Genomic DNA, 15,275 nt, shown 5'->3' with positions numbered 1-15,275 from the left:
CTGATGATCCGGCGTATTCTGTAATCCGTTCCGCCTACCACAACCATCCCAGCCACAGCAGAGCGGCCAGCACCCAGGCGCTCATGGCGAGCGCGCCCTTGTTCCAGAATCGATTCCAGCGGCGCTCTCGTTGACGCCAGCGCGATGCATCCGGGCGCACAATCGGCACGGCCATGGGAGGTCGCATCACCAGACGCTTGAGGCGCAACGACATCCATAGCGCCGGATTCGGAAGGTTAGCCAAACGAGCCGGCACCCTCAGATCGCGCTTCACGACCACACCAGCCACGCAAAAGGCCAGGAGCAATGGCCACAGCGAAGACCAGAGCCCCCCGGGATACAAGCCATGCAGCATCGGCTCGCGCAACACAGGCCAGAGCCAGGGCAGGAGCAGCGCCAGGACGCTTAGCAACGCCCAGGGCAATATCTGCAGCAGTGGCGGACGGCCGGCGGGCGCATCGGCGGCATCGGAGCGCAGCAACAAGAGCGCACGAGCCAGCAGCAAGGCGGTGGTCAGGCTGCTGACGGTCAGCCAAAGCAGCCAGCCTTCGAATTCGCCGGCGTGCCAGACATCCTTCAAGGCCGTCTTCACCGCGCCGCCACTCGTGAGCGGCAAGCCGACAATAGCCAGCGCCGGCAACGTCAGCAGCAGCCAGCCGATTCGCGGCAGCCTACCGGCGTGGATCAGGCCTGCGGCGAGGAACAGCGCGCCTTTGGCCAGCCCGTGGTGCACGCCGTAAAGCATCAGCACGACGGTCATGGCCTGGTGTTGTTGCGGGTGTCGCCAGGCCAATGCCATGAGAATCACCAAATAGCCCATCTGGCTGACCGACGAATAAGCCAGCACCGCCTTGGTCTTACCGGCAATCAACCCCATCAGCGCTGGATAGATCGCCCCGAAGATACCCATGACGAGCAACACCTCGGCCCAGCTCGACAGCAGCGGGTCGCCCTCGGGCAGGCAGCGCCATATACCCAGCAGCCCGGCCTTGAGCATTGCCCCGGACAGGACCGCGCTGGCTGGCGCGGGCGCGGCTGGATGCGCCAGGGGCAGCCAGACATGCAAGGGCCAGAAACCGGCCTTCAAGCCCAGCCCGATCAGCAATAGCAGCAGGGTTAGCCCATCCATGGGCACCGCCTGCCAGGCTGCAAAGGAGAAATCGCCGCCAGTGGCATGGCTGCGTAGCATCAACCCTGCAAGCAACGCCATCTCGCCGCAGATCGCCAGTTGCAGATACAAGCGCCCAGCGCGCCGCGGGCCAGGGCCGCCCTGATGGACGATCAGCCCGTAGGCGGAAAGGCTCATGGCGCTGAAGCCAAAGTAAAAGCTCAGTGCATCCGCAGCGATGATCAGCAGCAGATTGCCGGCCAGCGCCAGCAGCCAGAACGTCCAGAAGCGCATCTGCTGCGGGTCACCCTTCTGGCTGCTGCTGGCAAAGACCCCGGCGCAGCCCCAAAGCAGCGCGGTGAATCCCAACCAGGCACGACTGAGATCGTCACTCGCTCCCCAGCGAATGCCGTCCCAAAGCATCGGCAGATCCAGCGTAGGCATCGGCTGGAAGACCAACACCAGCGCCGGAACACAGGCCAGCCACAGCCAGACGACCGCGCGCTCGCGCCAGATCGCCAGCGCACCGGCAGCCAACAACGGTGCCAGCGGCACCAGCAGCCACATCCAGGCGCCAGTCATATCCGGAACTCCCGGTCGACGATCAGCTGCGCCCAGCCCAGCGGGCTCAGCGCAGTGCCGGCCAGCAGCCCGACCAGCACGGACAGCGCAGCGGTAAACAGCGCCGGCAACAGCAACATCCAGTGGGTTTCCCAGCGCTCTTCACGCCAGTTGTCCTCGTGCCAGTCGGCCGGCTCGGCAAACCAGCCGCGCCACAGCAGCGGCAGGAAGTACCCCGCGTTGAGCAGGGCCGAGCCCATCAGTACCAGCAACACCCAATCCTGACCGACCTCCAGCGCACCCATGCCCAGCGCCCATTTGCTGACGAAGCCGGCAATCGGCGGAATCCCGATCATGCCCAGCGCACCGATGCTGAATGCGGTCATGGTCAGGGGCATGCGTTTGCCGACGCCGTCCATCTCGCGGATGCGGTGGATGCCCAGCGTTTCGGCGAAGTTGCCTGCGCAGTAGAACAGCGTGACCTTCATCAGGCCCTGATGCACCAGATGCACCAGCCCGCCAACTGCCGCGATTGGGCCGAGCAAGGCAACGCCGAGCGTTACGTAGGAAACCTGACTGATGGTCGAGTAGGCCAGGCGCTTTTTCAGTTCCTGTTGCTGCAGTGCGCGCACCGAGCCATAGATGATGGTTGCCGCGGCCAGCCAGAGCAGCGGCCCCGCGATATCCAGCAGCCCCATCGCTTCTGCACCGTACACGTCGTAGACCACGCGGATGATGCCGAACGCACCAGCCTTGACCACCGCCACGGCATGCAGCAATGCGCTGACCGGGGCAGGCGCGACCATCGCCTTGGGCAGCCAGCCGTGCAGCGGAAGCAGCGCCGCCTTGACCCCGAGCCCGGCTATCAGCAGGACGAACGCCACCTGTAGCGCGAGATCATGCTCGCCCACCGCTGACAGCAAGTAACCACCCGGCTGGAAGTCCTGCCCGCCTGCCAGGCTATGAAGCAGTGCCACGCCCATCAGCACCAAGGCCCCGCCACCGACGGTATAGGCCAGGTAGACCCGCCCGGCACGGAGCGCCTCCGGCGTTCCGCGATGCACCACAAGCGGAAAGGTCGCCAGAGTCAGCATTTCGTAGAACATCAGGAAGCTGACCAGATTGCCCGCCAGCGCCAGCCCCACGGTGGCACTGACACAGAGGCTGAAATAGCCGAAAAAGCGCGAGCGCAGCGGTGACTTTTCCAGATAACCGATGGCGTAAAGGGTGGTCGCCATCCACAGCACGGATGACAGCGCGACGAACAGCAACGAGAGCGCATCGGCCTGCAGCACCAGCGGCGCGCCGGGCAGGAACGGCAGGCTGAAGCGAAACTCCAGGCCACGGCTGACGCCGACGATCATCGCCACCACCAGCAGCAGTTTGATCACCACGCCGCAGAGGTTGAGGGTGACCCGCAACCGTTGCTGGTCTTCGCGCAGGGTAAAGATGAGCAGCCCCGGCACCAGCGAGCTGAGCACGATCGCCAGGGGTAGCCAGTTGGTCCAGGTCATCGTGCCACCCCGCCAAGCCATAGCAGCAACGGCTCGCTGATCAGCGCCAAGCTCAAGACAACTATCGCCGGCAACATCGCCAGCCATTGTGCGAGCGGATCGGGCTTGACGCTTGGCGGGTTGGGCCGCGCGCGATCAAATCCGAGGGCGACCACGCGAAATACATAGGCGGCCGACATCAGCGTGCCGAGCAACACACCAAATGCCCAGGGCCAGTGTTGCGGCTGCTCGAACATCGGTTGCAGCAGCAGCCACTTGGCCAGAAACCCGCCGCTGGGCGGCAGGCCGATCAGGCTGCCGCCCGCCACGGCAAAGGTCGCCATGGCCACCGGCATGTTCTGGCTGGCGCCTTTCAACGCGCGCACCCGACGCGTGCCCAGGACGCGCTGCAGTTCGCCGGCCGCAAGGAACATCGAGACCTTGGCCAGACCGTGGGCCAGGATGAACAACCACAGCGCCGCTTCCATCCGCGGCTCTTGCCAGTGCAACAGCAGGCCGAGCGCCAGCAATGCATAGCCCAGCTGAGCGACCGTGGAATAAGCCACCAGCATCTTCAGCCGCGGCGCACGCAGGGCCGACCAGCCACCGGAAATCAGCGCCAGAATGCCGGCCCCGGCAAACAGCACACCCGCCGGCTGCCCCAGCTCCGGCGGGGCAATCTCGCTCCAGACCAGCCAGAGAATGTAGATAGGCCCCTTGACCACCAGTGCCGAGAGCAAGGCGCTGACCGCGGTCGGCGCGCCGGAATGCGCGGGGGGCAACCAAAGATGCAGCGGCCACAGGGCCGCCTTGAGCATCAGCCCCAGGCTCATCAGCAGCAGCGCGAGACGGGTGGTTGAATCGGCCTGAGCCAGCTCTGCCAGCACCGAAATATCGAGCACGCCGTAGCGACCGTAGAGCAGCGCGACGCCGAACAGGTAGGCCAGCGATCCGGCCAGCGACAGCATCAGGTAATTGAAGGCCGGTCGATAGGCCTTGCGCCCCGCCAGTGCCACCAGCGCAACGGCGCACAGACTCAGCAGTTCGAGCGTGACGTAGAGGTTGAACAGGTCTGCCGATAACCACAGCGCGACCAGCGCTGCATGCAAGAGGCAGGACAGCGGCCAGTAATCCTCGTTGCCGGTGGCGTGCGGGCTACGCGCGGCATAGAGCGCAACCAGCAGGTGCAGGCCAGCGGTGAAGACCATCAGCAAGGCAGTCAAGGGCGTCAGCTGGAAGCGGATTGCCAGGGGCGTTTGCCAGCCGCCGATCTGCGCCAATTGTGGCCCCAGCTGCATGACCTGATGCAGGGCGAAACCCGCGGCGATCAGGCTGGCCAGACTCACCGCGATCACCCAGAGACCTTTGCGCCGCGGTTGCAGCAGCACCAGCAGCAGGCCAGCGACCAGCGGCAGCGAGAGGCTCAGCAGGGCTGCGTTCATCGCCGCGGCTCCTGTTTTTCCTGCACTACCCCGGCCAGCCGCAGTGCCAGGGCAGTGGCGCTGACCGCCACCACCAGCCCGGTCACCACAAGTGCCACCAGCAAGGGATCACTTGGCTGCTGGCGTGCGGCCAGGGCGATCATCACCAGAAACACGCCGCTGCCCATCAAATTGAAGGCGATAATCCGCCGCAGTGCCTGACGCAAGGTCAGCAGCCCGTGCAAGCCGAGCAGCCAGAGCGCCGCGCCGATGATCATCCAGAACAGGCTGCTGCTCATGTGGGGGCGTCCTCCCCTTCGCCCACCACCAGCAGGCTCAGGCTTGCCGCGATGGACAGCGTCGCGACCGTCTCGATCAGGAGAATGATCGATTTGGCTGCACCAACGGGATAGGTCAACCAACCCTGCCCCAGCCAGGCGGTGAGCGCCGCGACACCCAGGAAGACCAGCAAGCCGCCCAGAACCAGCAGGCGCAGCGGCAGGAAGGACCAGCGCAGCCGCGGCAGCACCCCCGACAGCCGCAACAGCACGACCCCGGAAGCGAGCAGCGCTCCGGCTTGAAAGGCGCCGCCCGGCGCGCTGGCACCGCGCCAGAGAATGTAACCGGCGGCCAATACCAGCAACGGCGCAAGCACACGCGCCCAGGCCCGCAGCAGCGGCCAGGGTTCGGCCAGGTCGAGGCGCCGCGGGCCGAGTTGACGCGCGCCAAGCAACGCCAGCAGCAGGACGGCGAGTTCAAGCAGGGTGTCCCAGGCGCGGTAGTTCAGGAGCACGGCCGTCACCGGATGGCTGACGCCGGTTTCATTCAGGTGCCGGGTGATCATCGCCGGCAGTTGCGGCTCAGCCTCATTTGGTAGCCCACCAATGGGGGCAAGCCCCTGCACCATCACAAACAACATTGGCAGCACCACAACCGCAGCACCCAGACGCAGGCGGGTTCCGGTGATGTCGGGCAGGTCCGCAGCACCCGGCTGACGTGCAAGGGCGGTGAACAGCAGCACACCGGTCAGCCCCGCACCGATGGCCGCTTCGGCAAGCGCCAGATCGGCCGCCCCCAGGCGAGCCCAGATCAGCGCCAGCGCGAGGCCAAAGGCGATGAACAGCAACACGCTGGCGTAGAGATTGCGACCATGCAGGGCACCAAAGGCCAGGCCCAGCAGCAGCAAGCCGAGCACCCCGTCGAACAGCCATTCAGTCATCGCCGCGCTCCTCATCGGCGTGGCGGGCCAGCAGCTGACAGGCGGTGGCGCCGGAGGCCAGCAGTAACAACCAGATCAGCACCATCTGGCCGACCTCCCAGAGGCTGTCGGCACGCAGCGAAAGCCCGGCGATCACCAACCCGAGGCCCAGGGTGTCTGCCTTGGTCAGCGCGTGCAGACGGCTGACCGTGTCTGGAAAGCGCAGCAAACCGACGCTACCGGCGACAAAGAACAACAGGCCGCCGATCAGCAGCAGCCAGCTCAGGCCGTCGAGCAATGCTTCAGTCATGGCGACCTCGGCGCAACAGCTGCACCAGCGCCGCGCTGGCCACGGCGGCCAGCAACCCAAGCAGCAGCGCTACGTCACGCAGTGCCGGTTGCGACTGCCATTGCGCCAGCACCAGCAGCAAAGCAGTGCCTGTAGTGCCGAACAACTGAATGGCAAGCAGCCGATCGACCCGCCCAGGGCCTCGCACCACGCGGCCCAGGCCGATGATGATGGTCAACAGCAACAGCGCCGAATACACCGCCATCAGCGCAAGGGCTCCCGCGTCAGCAAGCGCTGCAGTCGCTGCTCAAGCTCACGAACCGTCGGCTCCCACGGCTGACGCTGATCCAGCACATGCACGCGCATGCTGTCACCGTCCACCCGCGAAGCCAGGGTGCCGGGTAGCAGGCCGACCAGCGCCGAAAGCACCAGTCGCACCTGGGGAGAGTGAGCAGTGAGTGGGTAGACGAGCCACGCTGGCTGCAATGACCGGCCGGGATGCAGCGCGCGCACGGCGACGTCCCAGGCACCGGCAACCATCTTGCCGAGGAAGAATCCGATGAATCCTGGCAGGACGGACAATGTCGGGTGCCAAGGCCGCATGCCCAGCCAGACCGAGACCCCAGCCGCGAGCAGGGCGGTAGGCACGCCCAAAGACCAACCACCACCCTCGCTGAACAGAGCCCAGAGCGCGGCGTAGATCAACGCCCAGCCCAGCCCATCGCTGAGGCGGTGCTTCCATCTGGTCCGCTCCATTTCGGTTCTCTTTATTCGACACATCGTGATTCTTGGACTGAGCCCAGCGCAGGCGTTCCGTCAAAGAGCGGGATCAGGGTGTTTCCAGCCGTTGCGATGGGTATTGCCGGTGCCGGATTCAGCTCATGTGGGATGGGCGAATAAATTCGACCCTACGGGAAAGCGCTGAGCGGCAGCCCGGAGTCGTAGGCTCGCCGGCCCTTGTAGGGGCGAATTCATTCGCCCATGGGACCCAGCCTCACCTCAGCCGGGTGAATAAATTCGCCCCTACGGGAAAGTGCTGAGCGACAGCTCGGAGTCGTAGGCTCACTCAGCCCTTGTAGGGGCGAATTCATTCGCCCATGGGCCCAGCCTCACCGCTGCAGGGCGAATAAATTCGCCCCAACGGGAAAGCGCTGAGCGGCAGCTAGGAGTCGTAGGGTCACCCGACACTTGTAGGGGCGAATAAATTCGCCCCTACGGGTTGAGATCAGCCGAGCCGGAACCGTGCGGTGTTCTGCGCCAGGCTGCGTGTGCCTTCGCTCAATCGATCAGCCACGCCATGCACGGCTTGCGCACCTTCCAGCAGCACCAGCGCCGCCTGATCGACGCGCTGGATATTGCCGCTGACGTCCTCGGCGGTCGCGGCTTGCTGCTCCACCGCGGTGGCGATCTGCACGATCATGTCACTGACGCGCTGCACCGCACCGGCGATTTCGCCCAGGTGATCGCCCAATTCGGTAACCGCGCCGGCATCGTTGTCGGCCTGGCTGCAGGCGGCGTCCATCAGCTCCACCGATTGCAGCACCACCCGCTGCAGCGCCTCGACGGTCGAGCTGATTTCACGCGTGGAGTCCTGGGTGCGCTGCGAAAGGCTGCGAACCTCGTCGGCGACCACCGCAAAACCTCGGCCCTGCTCGCCGGCCCGCGCGGCTTCGATAGCGGCGTTGAGTGCCAGCAGGTTGGTCTGCTCGGCGATGCCCTTGATCACATCGACGACACGGTTTATCTGCTGCGCCTGCTCGCGCAGCTGGCCGAGCGCGGCGGAGGTCTCGCCCATGCGCAGGGTGAGCTGACGCATGCTGGCGGTGGTCTGCACGCTGCGCTGGTTGCTCTGCTCGGCGATTTTGCGCGTATGCGCGGCGTCCTGCGAGGCCTGTTCGCAGCTCTCGGCAACGGCTTGGGCGGTGGCCGCCATTTCCGTTGCGGCGGTGGCGATCTGGCTGACCTGCGATTGTTGCTCTTCCACTGAACGCAATGACTGCTGCGCCTGCCCGGCGAGCGTTTGCACCGTACCGCCCAGCGCCGCGCTCTGCTGGTTGACGCCCTGCAAAGAGTCGCGCAGGTGCGCCACCGCCTCGTTCAACGCCGTGCCGATCAGGGCCAGCTCGTCGTGGCCGTGAGTGCGGGTCTCGCAACGAAGATCACCGTCACGCAGCGCCTGGGCCATGGCCGTGATACGGGCCGTGCTGGCGCGAATCGAGGCCTGCAGGCAGACCAGCGTGTACAACGCCAACAGCACCAGCAGGCCGAACGCGGTGGCAGTCAGGGTCAGGGCACGCAGTGATTGTTCACGGTACTCGGCCAGGCGCTGGTCGAGGGCGGCCAGGGTTGCGGCTTGCAACTGGTGGGTCTGTTGCAGGGCGGCATCCATGCCCTGCTCGAAGGTGCTGGCGTTCAGCTTGACGCTGCCGTCGAACAGGTCGCTGTCCAGTTGCGCCATCCAGGCGTCAACGGCCTGCAGGTTGCCGCGATAGCTCTGCTCCCAACCGGCGAGCGAAGCGGGCAGCTTGCCTTGCAGGTGATCGCCATATTTACCCAGCTGCGCTCGCAGGGCGCCGCTGGCGCTGCGGATCTCGCGCAGTTGCAGGCGGCTCTGCATGCTGAACTGTCCAGAGGCGACCACCCCCTGGCCGACGCTGGCAAGCACGCCGAGTTGCTGCACGAGGCTTGGCGCGCCCTGGGTGACCATCTGCATCATCAGGTAGGTTTCCAGCCAGGGATCGAGAATCAGGCCGCTGTCAGTAGCGACTTGCTCGCGAACAGTCACCACCTGTTGCAGTGCATCGGTGAATCGGTTGTAGGCATCCGGCCACCAGGCGATGCCCTTCAGCGCCTCGGTCCGCAAGCCATCACGCTGTGCCTGGAGTTGGCCGATGACGGCAAGCACCTCGGGACCGGCGCCCTCCTCGTCGAGCCGAGTCTTCAGCCCGACCAGGCTGTCATCGAGCTGGGCTTCGCTGAGCTGCATGGCGTCCATCAGGGCGCGGGTCTCGTTGCTGATTTCGCGGTTGGTTTCGCTGGCCTTCCAGCGCGCCGTGAGGTTGCGCTGCGCGACCAGCAGCGCCTCGACCTGATCCAGTGCAATCAACTGCCGCACGCCGGAGCGCTCGTTGGCAACCAGTTGCAATTTGTCGATGTAGCCCTGGCCGATGGCCCAGATGGCGTAGCCCAGCGGCAACACGAACATCAGCGCCAGCAGCTGAAATTTGCGGGCGAAACTGAAGCGCTCGAGGGTGCGCACTCCTGGTAGCAACAAGGCATTCATCACCGATCTCCTTGATCGTTCATTGCATTCACCAACGGGTCGAGCCGGTGTAGAACCCGATCCAAAGCAAAGGGCGCGCCACGGCGTGGGTGTCAGGTGCATCGCACGCATTGCCTGCACCAATAAAGGCACTGTGCCACCAGGCTCGCTTCGCAAGTCTAGTCGGCCGGCAGCAAACCGCCTCCCGCCGTGCACCTCAATGAGCACGAGCCGGTCGCCAGTGCACCAAATTCAGCCGCAGCTCCCCGTCCTTGAGCGCTGGCGGGAAACCTTTCGTGGTGACATCGCTCGAATCTCCAAGGTCGGTTCTGCACCGACACAGCGGACGGCCGCCCGCTCGGGTGGCATGGATCACTGGGCAGTAGCCCAAGCCTGCGTGATGCCTGGACTGGGCACGCGTGCGAGGAGCCTTCGATGAGTGCGATTGCGTTGATGATTGTGGGGCTGGCGGCGATGTCGCTGGGGTATGTCTTCTACTCGAAGTTCATCGCCGAGAAGATCTACCGCCTCGATCCCAACTACCGTACCCCTGCCCACACCATGCGCGACGGCGTGGATTACGTGCCGACCAACAAGTTCGTGCTGTGGGGCCATCACTTCACCTCGGTGGCGGGCGCAGCGCCCATCGTCGGGCCGGCCATCGCGGTGATCTGGGGCTGGGTGCCGGCCTTTCTCTGGGTAGTCTTAGGCACCATCTTCTTTGCCGGCATCCACGACTTCGGTGCCCTCTGGGCCAGCGCACGCAACCGCGGGCAATCGGTGGGCATGCTCAGTGGCCGGCTGATCGGCTCACGTGGGCGCAGCCTGTTCCTCGTTGTGATCTTCCTGGTGCTGCTGATGGTGAACGGCGCCTTCGCTGCGGTGATCTCCAATCTGCTGGTCTCGACGCCCACCTCGGTGATTCCGGTGTGGGGTGCGATCGTCGTCGCGCTGGTGATCGGCCAGCTGATTTACCGCTACAACGTCAAATTGCTCTGGCCTTCGCTGGGCGGCGTCATTTTGCTGTATCTGCTGATTCTGCTGGGCAGTGCCTACCCAGTCAGTCTGCCGGACACGGTGCTGGGCCTGAGCGCTAAGTCGTTCTGGATTCTGCTGCTGTTTGCCTACGCCGCGATCGCCTCGCTGCTGCCGGTGTGGGTGCTGCTGCAACCGCGTGATTACATCAACGGCCTGCAATTGTTCGTCGGTCTTGGATTGCTCTATATGGCCGTGTTGTTCGGCGCACCGGAGCTGGTCGCGCCGGCCTATAACAACGAGCTGCCGCCCGACAGCCCGAGCATCGTGCCGCTGCTGTTCGTCACCATCGCCTGTGGCGCGATTTCCGGATTCCACGGGCTGGTCGCTTCCGGCACCACCTCCAAGCAGCTGGACAAGGAAACCGACGCCCGCTTCGTCGGCTATTTCGGCGCGGTGGGTGAAGGGATGCTCTCGCTGGCTGCGATCATCTGCTGCACCGCCGGCTTTGCCACCCTGCTCGACTGGCAGCAGGTCTACACCGCATTCGGTCAGGGCGGTGTGAATGCCTTCGTCCAGGGCGGCGGCACGCTGCTCGCTAATGGCCTTGGCCTACCGGCGGACCTGGGCGCAACCATCCTCGCGGTGATGGCGATCCTCTTCGCCGGGACGACCATGGACACGGGTTTGCGTCTGCAGCGCTTCGTCATTCAGGAGGCCGGCGAGCTGGCCGGAATCAAGGTGAACACGCTGGTCGGCACCGTCATCGCCGTTGGCGTGTGCATGGCGCTGGCCTTTGGTGCGGGAGCCGAGGGCAGTGGCGGCATGGCGATCTGGCCGCTGTTCGGCACCACCAACCAACTGCTGGCCGGGCTGACGCTATCGATCATCACGGTGCTGCTGATCAAGCAGGGCCGCCCGGCAATGTACACGTTGGTGCCGCTGGTATTCCTGCTGGCCATGTCCATCTATGCGCTGCTGGTGCAGATGGGCCAGTTCTACCGCGCCGAGGACTGGCTGCTACTGGGCATGGACGTGGTGATCCTGATCGCCGCGTTGTGGGTCACGCTCGAATCGGTGATTGCCATGCGCAAAGGCCGCGATCCGGCCGCCGAGATGACCACCGACGAGCCGCTGCCGTGACCCAGCGGCCGTTCTTCGAGCGGGTCTCGCACGGGCTGAAAGAGTTCTACGTCGCGCCGTATCGACGTACCTTCGCCCGCGCCCGGCGCGACGAAGACGACCTGTTCATGCTGCTGGTGTTCTCCGAGGCACTGGGCGTGCCCAATCCGGCGGCCTGGTACACCCTAGAGCTGATGCCGGAACTCTACGAACGCTTCCACGACTGGCACCTGCGCATGGGCATGGAGCACTCGCCACTGGATCACATCGGATGTTGCTGACGCTGGCGGCCGAGCGCCGCGTGTTGTTCATCGGCGGCAAAGGCGGTGTCGGCAAGACCACGGTCGCTGCCGCCACGGCGCTGCAGCAAGCGCGGGCCGGTCGCCGGGTGCTGCTGATCTCCACCGATCCGGCGCACAACCTCGGGCACCTGTGGAACCGTTCCATCGGCTCCAACATCGTGCGATTGGCAGTCGGACTCGACGGGCTGGAACTGGACCCTGACGAAACGGTACGTCACCACCTCGATGAAGTCGGCAGCGCCCTGCGTCGGTTGATGCCGCCGCATCTGGCCGGCGAAGTCGACAAACACATGGCGCTTTCACGCGACGCACCCGGGATGCACGAAGCCGCACTGCTCGAGCGCATCGCAGACACCGTTATCCAGGGTCTGGCCGACTACGACCTGCTGGTCTTCGACACCGCCCCGTCCGGCCACACCTCGCGCCTGATGGCCCTGCCGGAAATGATGACCGCCTGGACCGAAGGCCTGCTGCAACGCCAGGAACGCAGCAAGCGCTTCGGCGACGTCCTGCGCAATTTAGGCAAGGACGACAGCGGCCTGGGCGAAAGCGTACTCGGCCAGGAAAAGGGCGACGGCGAGGACCGTCAGCAGCGTGTGCGCCAGCTGCTCTACCGACGCCGCGAACGCTTCCGCCAGCTACGTGACCTGATTCAGGATCGCCAGCGCTGTGCCTTCGTCATCGTGCTCGCCGCGGAGCGACTGCCCGTGCTGGAAACCATCGAGTTGCAGGCCCAGCTGCAACGCAGCGGCATCGAGGTGGCCGGGCTGGTGGTGAACAAGCGCTCGCCCGCCGACGCCGGCGCCTTTCTCGCCGAGCGCCACGCAGGGGAACAACGCCATCTGGATACGTTGCGACAAGCACTGCCCGGCCTTGCGCTGCAACAGCTGCCTCTACTGGCCGAAGACGTGGTCGGGGAAGCGGCGCTCGATGCATTCGGGGAGCAACTCGCTGTCCAGACAAAAACCCCGTAACAGTCTTTATGCCTGTACCCGACGAGGCCTGTAGATAATCCCGGCACTACATCCGGAGCTGAGCATGACCGCCTACCTGCGCGCCATCCTGATTTTTCTGCTAGCCGTGGCCTTTGCCACGGTTGTCGGCTCGATCATCCAAACCCAGATCAACCTCGCAGCACTGCAGAGCTTAGGCGCACCGGTCAGCCTGTCGGTACGACTGAGCGCCACCGCGCGAGATCTGCTTGGTTTCACTCCGGCATACGCGGCAATCATGGGCGTCACGCTTCTGTGCGCTCTGCCCCTTGCGGCCCTCGCGGCTCGTTTCCTGCCCACCTGGCGACTTCCGCTGTATTTTCTGGCCGGTGGCCTCGGCTTGCTTGCGGCATTCCAGATCGCGGATGCGGTCGCGCCGATGCCGACGCTGATCGCCGCCACCCGCAGCGCCGAGGGCACCGCGGCGATGATGCTCAGCGGCGCGTTCGGCGGCCTGCTGTTCGCCACCCTATGGAGGAACCGCCGGTGAACGCGCACAAGCTGATGCTTCACAAAACCCTCGCGGCGATGTTGATGACTATCGCCTTGGCAAGCCACGCCAGTGCGCGCAGCGAGTATCAGGTCGAAACGCTCACCGAAGGGCTGCAGTATCCCTGGGCGCTGGCGTTTCTCCCTGACGGCCGCATGCTGGTCACCGAGCGCGTCGGCAGGCTGCGCATGATCGAAGCCGATGGCGAGCTTCGAGACGAGCCTGTCGAGGGTGTACCCATGGGCTATCAGGACACTCAGGCGGGCTTGATGCACGTCGCGCTGGACCCCGACTTCGGGAGCTCGCCATGGGTGTACCTGACCCTGGCCTACGGCAAGGACGATGCGAACAACACGCGGCTGATACGCGGGCGCCTGGTCGATGATCGCCTGGAAGAGGTGGAGACATTGTTCGATGCCCACCCCGCCAAGGCCGGCGGTTCGCATTACGGCGGCCGCATTGCCTTTCTGCCTGACAAGACGCTGATCCTGACCCTTGGCGACGGCTTCGATTATCGGGAGCAAGCGCAGAACCTCGACAACCATCTTGGCACCCTGGTCCGCCTGACGCGTGAAGGTAAAGCACCCGAGGACAACCCGTTCCATGGGCGCACCGGTATGGTTGACGAGATCTACAGCTACGGACACCGCAACGTTCAGGGGATCGCCTACGACAGAAAAAACGACCGGCTGCTGATCAACGAGCACGGTCCGAAGGGCGGCGACGAAATCAATCTGATCGAGGCTGGCCGCAACTACGGCTGGCCCCTGGCGACCTTCGGCCTGGATTACACCGGGGCGCAGGTCAGCCCCTTCCAGAGCCAGCCGGAGACTGTCGCACCACTGCTGCACTGGACGCCCTCCATCGCGCCAAGCGCGCTGGCGATCTATGAGGGCTCGCTGTTTCCAGACTGGCAGGGCGATCTATTCAACGCCGCGCTGGCTGCCAAGGAGGTTCGCCGGGTCCGGCTCATCGACGGTGAGGTGGCCGAACAGGAAACACTGTTTGCCGAACTCGACGAGCGAATCAGGGACGTCCAGATCGGCCCGGACGGTGCGCTTTACCTGCTTACCGACGGCCCGGAAGGCCGGTTACTGAAAGTCACCCCAGCAGCCGATCAGGGTCGGGACTGAGTCAAACTTCCGCCTGCCTGATGCCCGGTCTGCAGCTGTCGCTCAACCTCCATGCAGGCCCGCTCGGCGGCGCCCCTTCCAAGTGCAGAAAATCTCCGTATAGTGCGCCGTCGTCCACCACACGCACCGACCTTACCGGGTCCGGCGTGGTCAGACGACCAGGGCATGATCCTTGCCTGAATTTCCCCGCAGCCCACCACCCCGGCGCTGCGTTTGCCGAATGCCCTATCCGGGTCGACGGCCTGATGCTGGAGATACACGATGTCTACCAAACCCGTCACCTTGATGGTGGCCCGCCGCGTGCGCGATGGCCGCTACCACGATCTCCTCGCCTGGCTCCACGAAGGCGAACTGCTGGCCGCAGACTTCCCCGGCTATCTTGGCTCCGGCGTACTGGCGCCGCCGCCTGGCGACGATGAATTTCAGATCGTCTTCCGCTTCGCCGATGAGCAGACCCTCGACACCTGGGAGCATTCAGCCTCCCGCCGTGCCTGGCTGCAGCGTGGCGGCGACCTCTTCGGCCAACCCCACGAGCAACGCGCCCGCGGCATCGACACCTGGTTTGGCAGTAACGACAGCACCCCGCCACCGCGCTGGAAGCAAAGCGTGGCGATCTGGTTGGCGTTCTTCCCGGTATCGCTACTATTCAACATGCTGTTTGGCGGCGTGCTCAGCGAACTTGGCCTGGTCGCGCGCATTCTGATCAGCACCCTCGCCCTGACGCCGTTGATGACCTACCTGTTCATTCCGCTGTCCACGCGCCTGCTTGCACCCTGGCTGACTGCCTCCCCCCGCCCTGCCCTGCGATCTCCAAAACAGGCCGCTACCGCCCGCTGATCGGATGGCCAGGGACGGCCGCATAAAGTCGTTGCTGCCGTTCGTCTGACGCCATTAAAGTGCCACTACTGCATGCCGATACGCCGTGTGTC

General features: G+C 64.9%; 15 protein-coding genes. 6 read left to right on the top strand and 9 right to left on the bottom strand.

Going from position 1 to position 15,275, the window contains the following annotated elements:
• Positions 1-34: 34 nt before the first annotated feature.
• The 9 genes from NA619_RS04175 to NA619_RS04135 all read right to left on the bottom strand — a co-directional run bounded on the left by NA619_RS04175 (position 35) and on the right by NA619_RS04135 (position 9,353).
• Positions 35-1,690 carry a complex I subunit 5 family protein gene (locus tag NA619_RS04175; RefSeq protein WP_255960233.1) on the bottom strand — a complete coding sequence of 552 codons (1,656 nt, stop codon included), beginning with the start codon at positions 1,688-1,690 and terminating at the stop codon, positions 35-37.
• Positions 1,687-3,183 (bottom strand): complex I subunit 5 family protein, encoded by a 1,497-nt coding sequence (locus tag NA619_RS04170; protein ID WP_255960231.1) that lies wholly within the window; start codon positions 3,181-3,183, stop codon positions 1,687-1,689. Before NA619_RS04170 ends, NA619_RS04175 begins: the two co-directional genes overlap by 4 nt.
• A complete protein-coding gene (locus NA619_RS04165) occupies positions 3,180-4,604 on the bottom strand; it encodes a complex I subunit 5 family protein (protein WP_255960229.1) in 1,425 nt (474 codons plus the stop codon). The genes NA619_RS04170 and NA619_RS04165 overlap by 4 nt, the downstream gene beginning before the upstream one ends.
• A complete protein-coding gene (locus NA619_RS04160; RefSeq protein ID WP_255960227.1) occupies positions 4,601-4,882 on the bottom strand; it encodes an NADH-quinone oxidoreductase subunit K in 282 nt (93 codons plus the stop codon). Before NA619_RS04160 ends, NA619_RS04165 begins: the two co-directional genes overlap by 4 nt.
• Positions 4,879-5,802, bottom strand: a complete 924-nt coding sequence (locus tag NA619_RS04155) for a hydrogenase subunit MbhD domain-containing protein (protein ID WP_255960225.1) — start codon at positions 5,800-5,802, stop codon at positions 4,879-4,881. The genes NA619_RS04160 and NA619_RS04155 overlap by 4 nt, the downstream gene beginning before the upstream one ends.
• Positions 5,795-6,091, bottom strand: a complete 297-nt coding sequence (locus NA619_RS04150; RefSeq protein ID WP_255960223.1) for a cation:proton antiporter — start codon at positions 6,089-6,091, stop codon at positions 5,795-5,797. The genes NA619_RS04155 and NA619_RS04150 overlap by 8 nt, the downstream gene beginning before the upstream one ends.
• Complete coding sequence (locus NA619_RS04145; RefSeq protein ID WP_255960221.1) at positions 6,084-6,335, bottom strand: monovalent cation/H+ antiporter complex subunit F; 252 nt, start codon at positions 6,333-6,335, stop codon at positions 6,084-6,086. The genes NA619_RS04150 and NA619_RS04145 overlap by 8 nt, the downstream gene beginning before the upstream one ends.
• The gene (locus tag NA619_RS04140; protein ID WP_255960219.1) at positions 6,335-6,826 is read right to left on the bottom strand and encodes a Na+/H+ antiporter subunit E; all 492 of its coding nucleotides are present in this window, start codon (positions 6,824-6,826) and stop codon (positions 6,335-6,337) included. The genes NA619_RS04145 and NA619_RS04140 overlap by 1 nt, the downstream gene beginning before the upstream one ends.
• Before the next feature lie 469 nt (positions 6,827-7,295).
• Positions 7,296-9,353: a methyl-accepting chemotaxis protein gene (locus NA619_RS04135; protein ID WP_255960217.1), complete on the bottom strand. Its 2,058-nt coding sequence runs from the start codon at positions 9,351-9,353 to the stop codon at positions 7,296-7,298.
• Between the two features lie 414 nt (positions 9,354-9,767).
• Between NA619_RS04135 and NA619_RS04130 the strand changes: the two genes are divergently transcribed.
• The 6 genes from NA619_RS04130 to NA619_RS04105 all read left to right on the top strand — a co-directional run bounded on the left by NA619_RS04130 (position 9,768) and on the right by NA619_RS04105 (position 15,183).
• A complete protein-coding gene (locus NA619_RS04130; RefSeq protein ID WP_255960216.1) occupies positions 9,768-11,450 on the top strand; it encodes a carbon starvation CstA family protein in 1,683 nt (560 codons plus the stop codon).
• Positions 11,447-11,710 (top strand): cory-CC-star protein, encoded by a 264-nt coding sequence (locus NA619_RS04125; RefSeq protein WP_255960214.1) that lies wholly within the window; start codon positions 11,447-11,449, stop codon positions 11,708-11,710. Before NA619_RS04130 ends, NA619_RS04125 begins: the two co-directional genes overlap by 4 nt.
• On the top strand, positions 11,701-12,705 hold the full coding sequence (locus NA619_RS04120) for an ArsA family ATPase (protein ID WP_255960212.1): 1,005 nt from the start codon (positions 11,701-11,703) through the stop codon (positions 12,703-12,705). Before NA619_RS04125 ends, NA619_RS04120 begins: the two co-directional genes overlap by 10 nt.
• 64 nt (positions 12,706-12,769) lie before the next feature.
• Positions 12,770-13,213, top strand: a complete 444-nt coding sequence (locus NA619_RS04115; RefSeq protein WP_255960210.1) for a hypothetical protein — start codon at positions 12,770-12,772, stop codon at positions 13,211-13,213.
• Positions 13,210-14,346, top strand: coding sequence for a PQQ-dependent sugar dehydrogenase (locus NA619_RS04110; RefSeq protein WP_423836797.1), 1,137 nt, complete (start codon positions 13,210-13,212; stop codon positions 14,344-14,346). Before NA619_RS04115 ends, NA619_RS04110 begins: the two co-directional genes overlap by 4 nt.
• Positions 14,347-14,607: 261 nt before the next feature.
• On the top strand, positions 14,608-15,183 hold the full coding sequence (locus NA619_RS04105; protein ID WP_255960208.1) for an antibiotic biosynthesis monooxygenase: 576 nt from the start codon (positions 14,608-14,610) through the stop codon (positions 15,181-15,183).
• The last annotated feature ends 92 nt before the right edge of the window (positions 15,184-15,275 follow it).

Origin of the sequence: Stutzerimonas stutzeri (assembly GCF_024448895.1) — a bacterium.
Lineage (GTDB): Bacteria > Pseudomonadota > Gammaproteobacteria > Pseudomonadales > Pseudomonadaceae > Stutzerimonas > Stutzerimonas stutzeri_Q.
The sequence above is the reverse complement of the archived record's forward strand: the minus strand, read 5'-3'. Positions and strand labels throughout refer to the sequence as shown.

What these genes read in the sequence shown, in the direction of transcription:
- NA619_RS04175 (WP_255960233.1), bottom strand. Translation starts at nt 1,690, where the DNA reads ATGACTGGCGCCTGGATGTGGCTGCTGGTGCCGCTGGCACCGTTGTTG.
- NA619_RS04170 (WP_255960231.1), bottom strand. Translation starts at nt 3,183, where the DNA reads ATGACCTGGACCAACTGGCTACCCCTGGCGATCGTGCTCAGCTCGCTG.
- NA619_RS04165 (WP_255960229.1), bottom strand. Translation starts at nt 4,604, where the DNA reads ATGAACGCAGCCCTGCTGAGCCTCTCGCTGCCGCTGGTCGCTGGCCTG.
- NA619_RS04160 (WP_255960227.1), bottom strand. Translation starts at nt 4,882, where the DNA reads ATGAGCAGCAGCCTGTTCTGGATGATCATCGGCGCGGCGCTCTGGCTG.
- NA619_RS04155 (WP_255960225.1), bottom strand. Translation starts at nt 5,802, where the DNA reads ATGACTGAATGGCTGTTCGACGGGGTGCTCGGCTTGCTGCTGCTGGGC.
- NA619_RS04150 (WP_255960223.1), bottom strand. Translation starts at nt 6,091, where the DNA reads ATGACTGAAGCATTGCTCGACGGCCTGAGCTGGCTGCTGCTGATCGGC.
- NA619_RS04145 (WP_255960221.1), bottom strand. Translation starts at nt 6,335, where the DNA reads ATGGCGGTGTATTCGGCGCTGTTGCTGTTGACCATCATCATCGGCCTG.
- NA619_RS04140 (WP_255960219.1), bottom strand. Translation starts at nt 6,826, where the DNA reads ATGGAGCGGACCAGATGGAAGCACCGCCTCAGCGATGGGCTGGGCTGG.
- NA619_RS04135 (WP_255960217.1), bottom strand. Translation starts at nt 9,353, where the DNA reads ATGAATGCCTTGTTGCTACCAGGAGTGCGCACCCTCGAGCGCTTCAGT.
- NA619_RS04130 (WP_255960216.1), top strand. Translation starts at nt 9,768, where the DNA reads ATGAGTGCGATTGCGTTGATGATTGTGGGGCTGGCGGCGATGTCGCTG.
- NA619_RS04120 (WP_255960212.1), top strand. Translation starts at nt 11,701, where the DNA reads ATGTTGCTGACGCTGGCGGCCGAGCGCCGCGTGTTGTTCATCGGCGGC.
- NA619_RS04115 (WP_255960210.1), top strand. Translation starts at nt 12,770, where the DNA reads ATGACCGCCTACCTGCGCGCCATCCTGATTTTTCTGCTAGCCGTGGCC.
- NA619_RS04105 (WP_255960208.1), top strand. Translation starts at nt 14,608, where the DNA reads ATGTCTACCAAACCCGTCACCTTGATGGTGGCCCGCCGCGTGCGCGAT.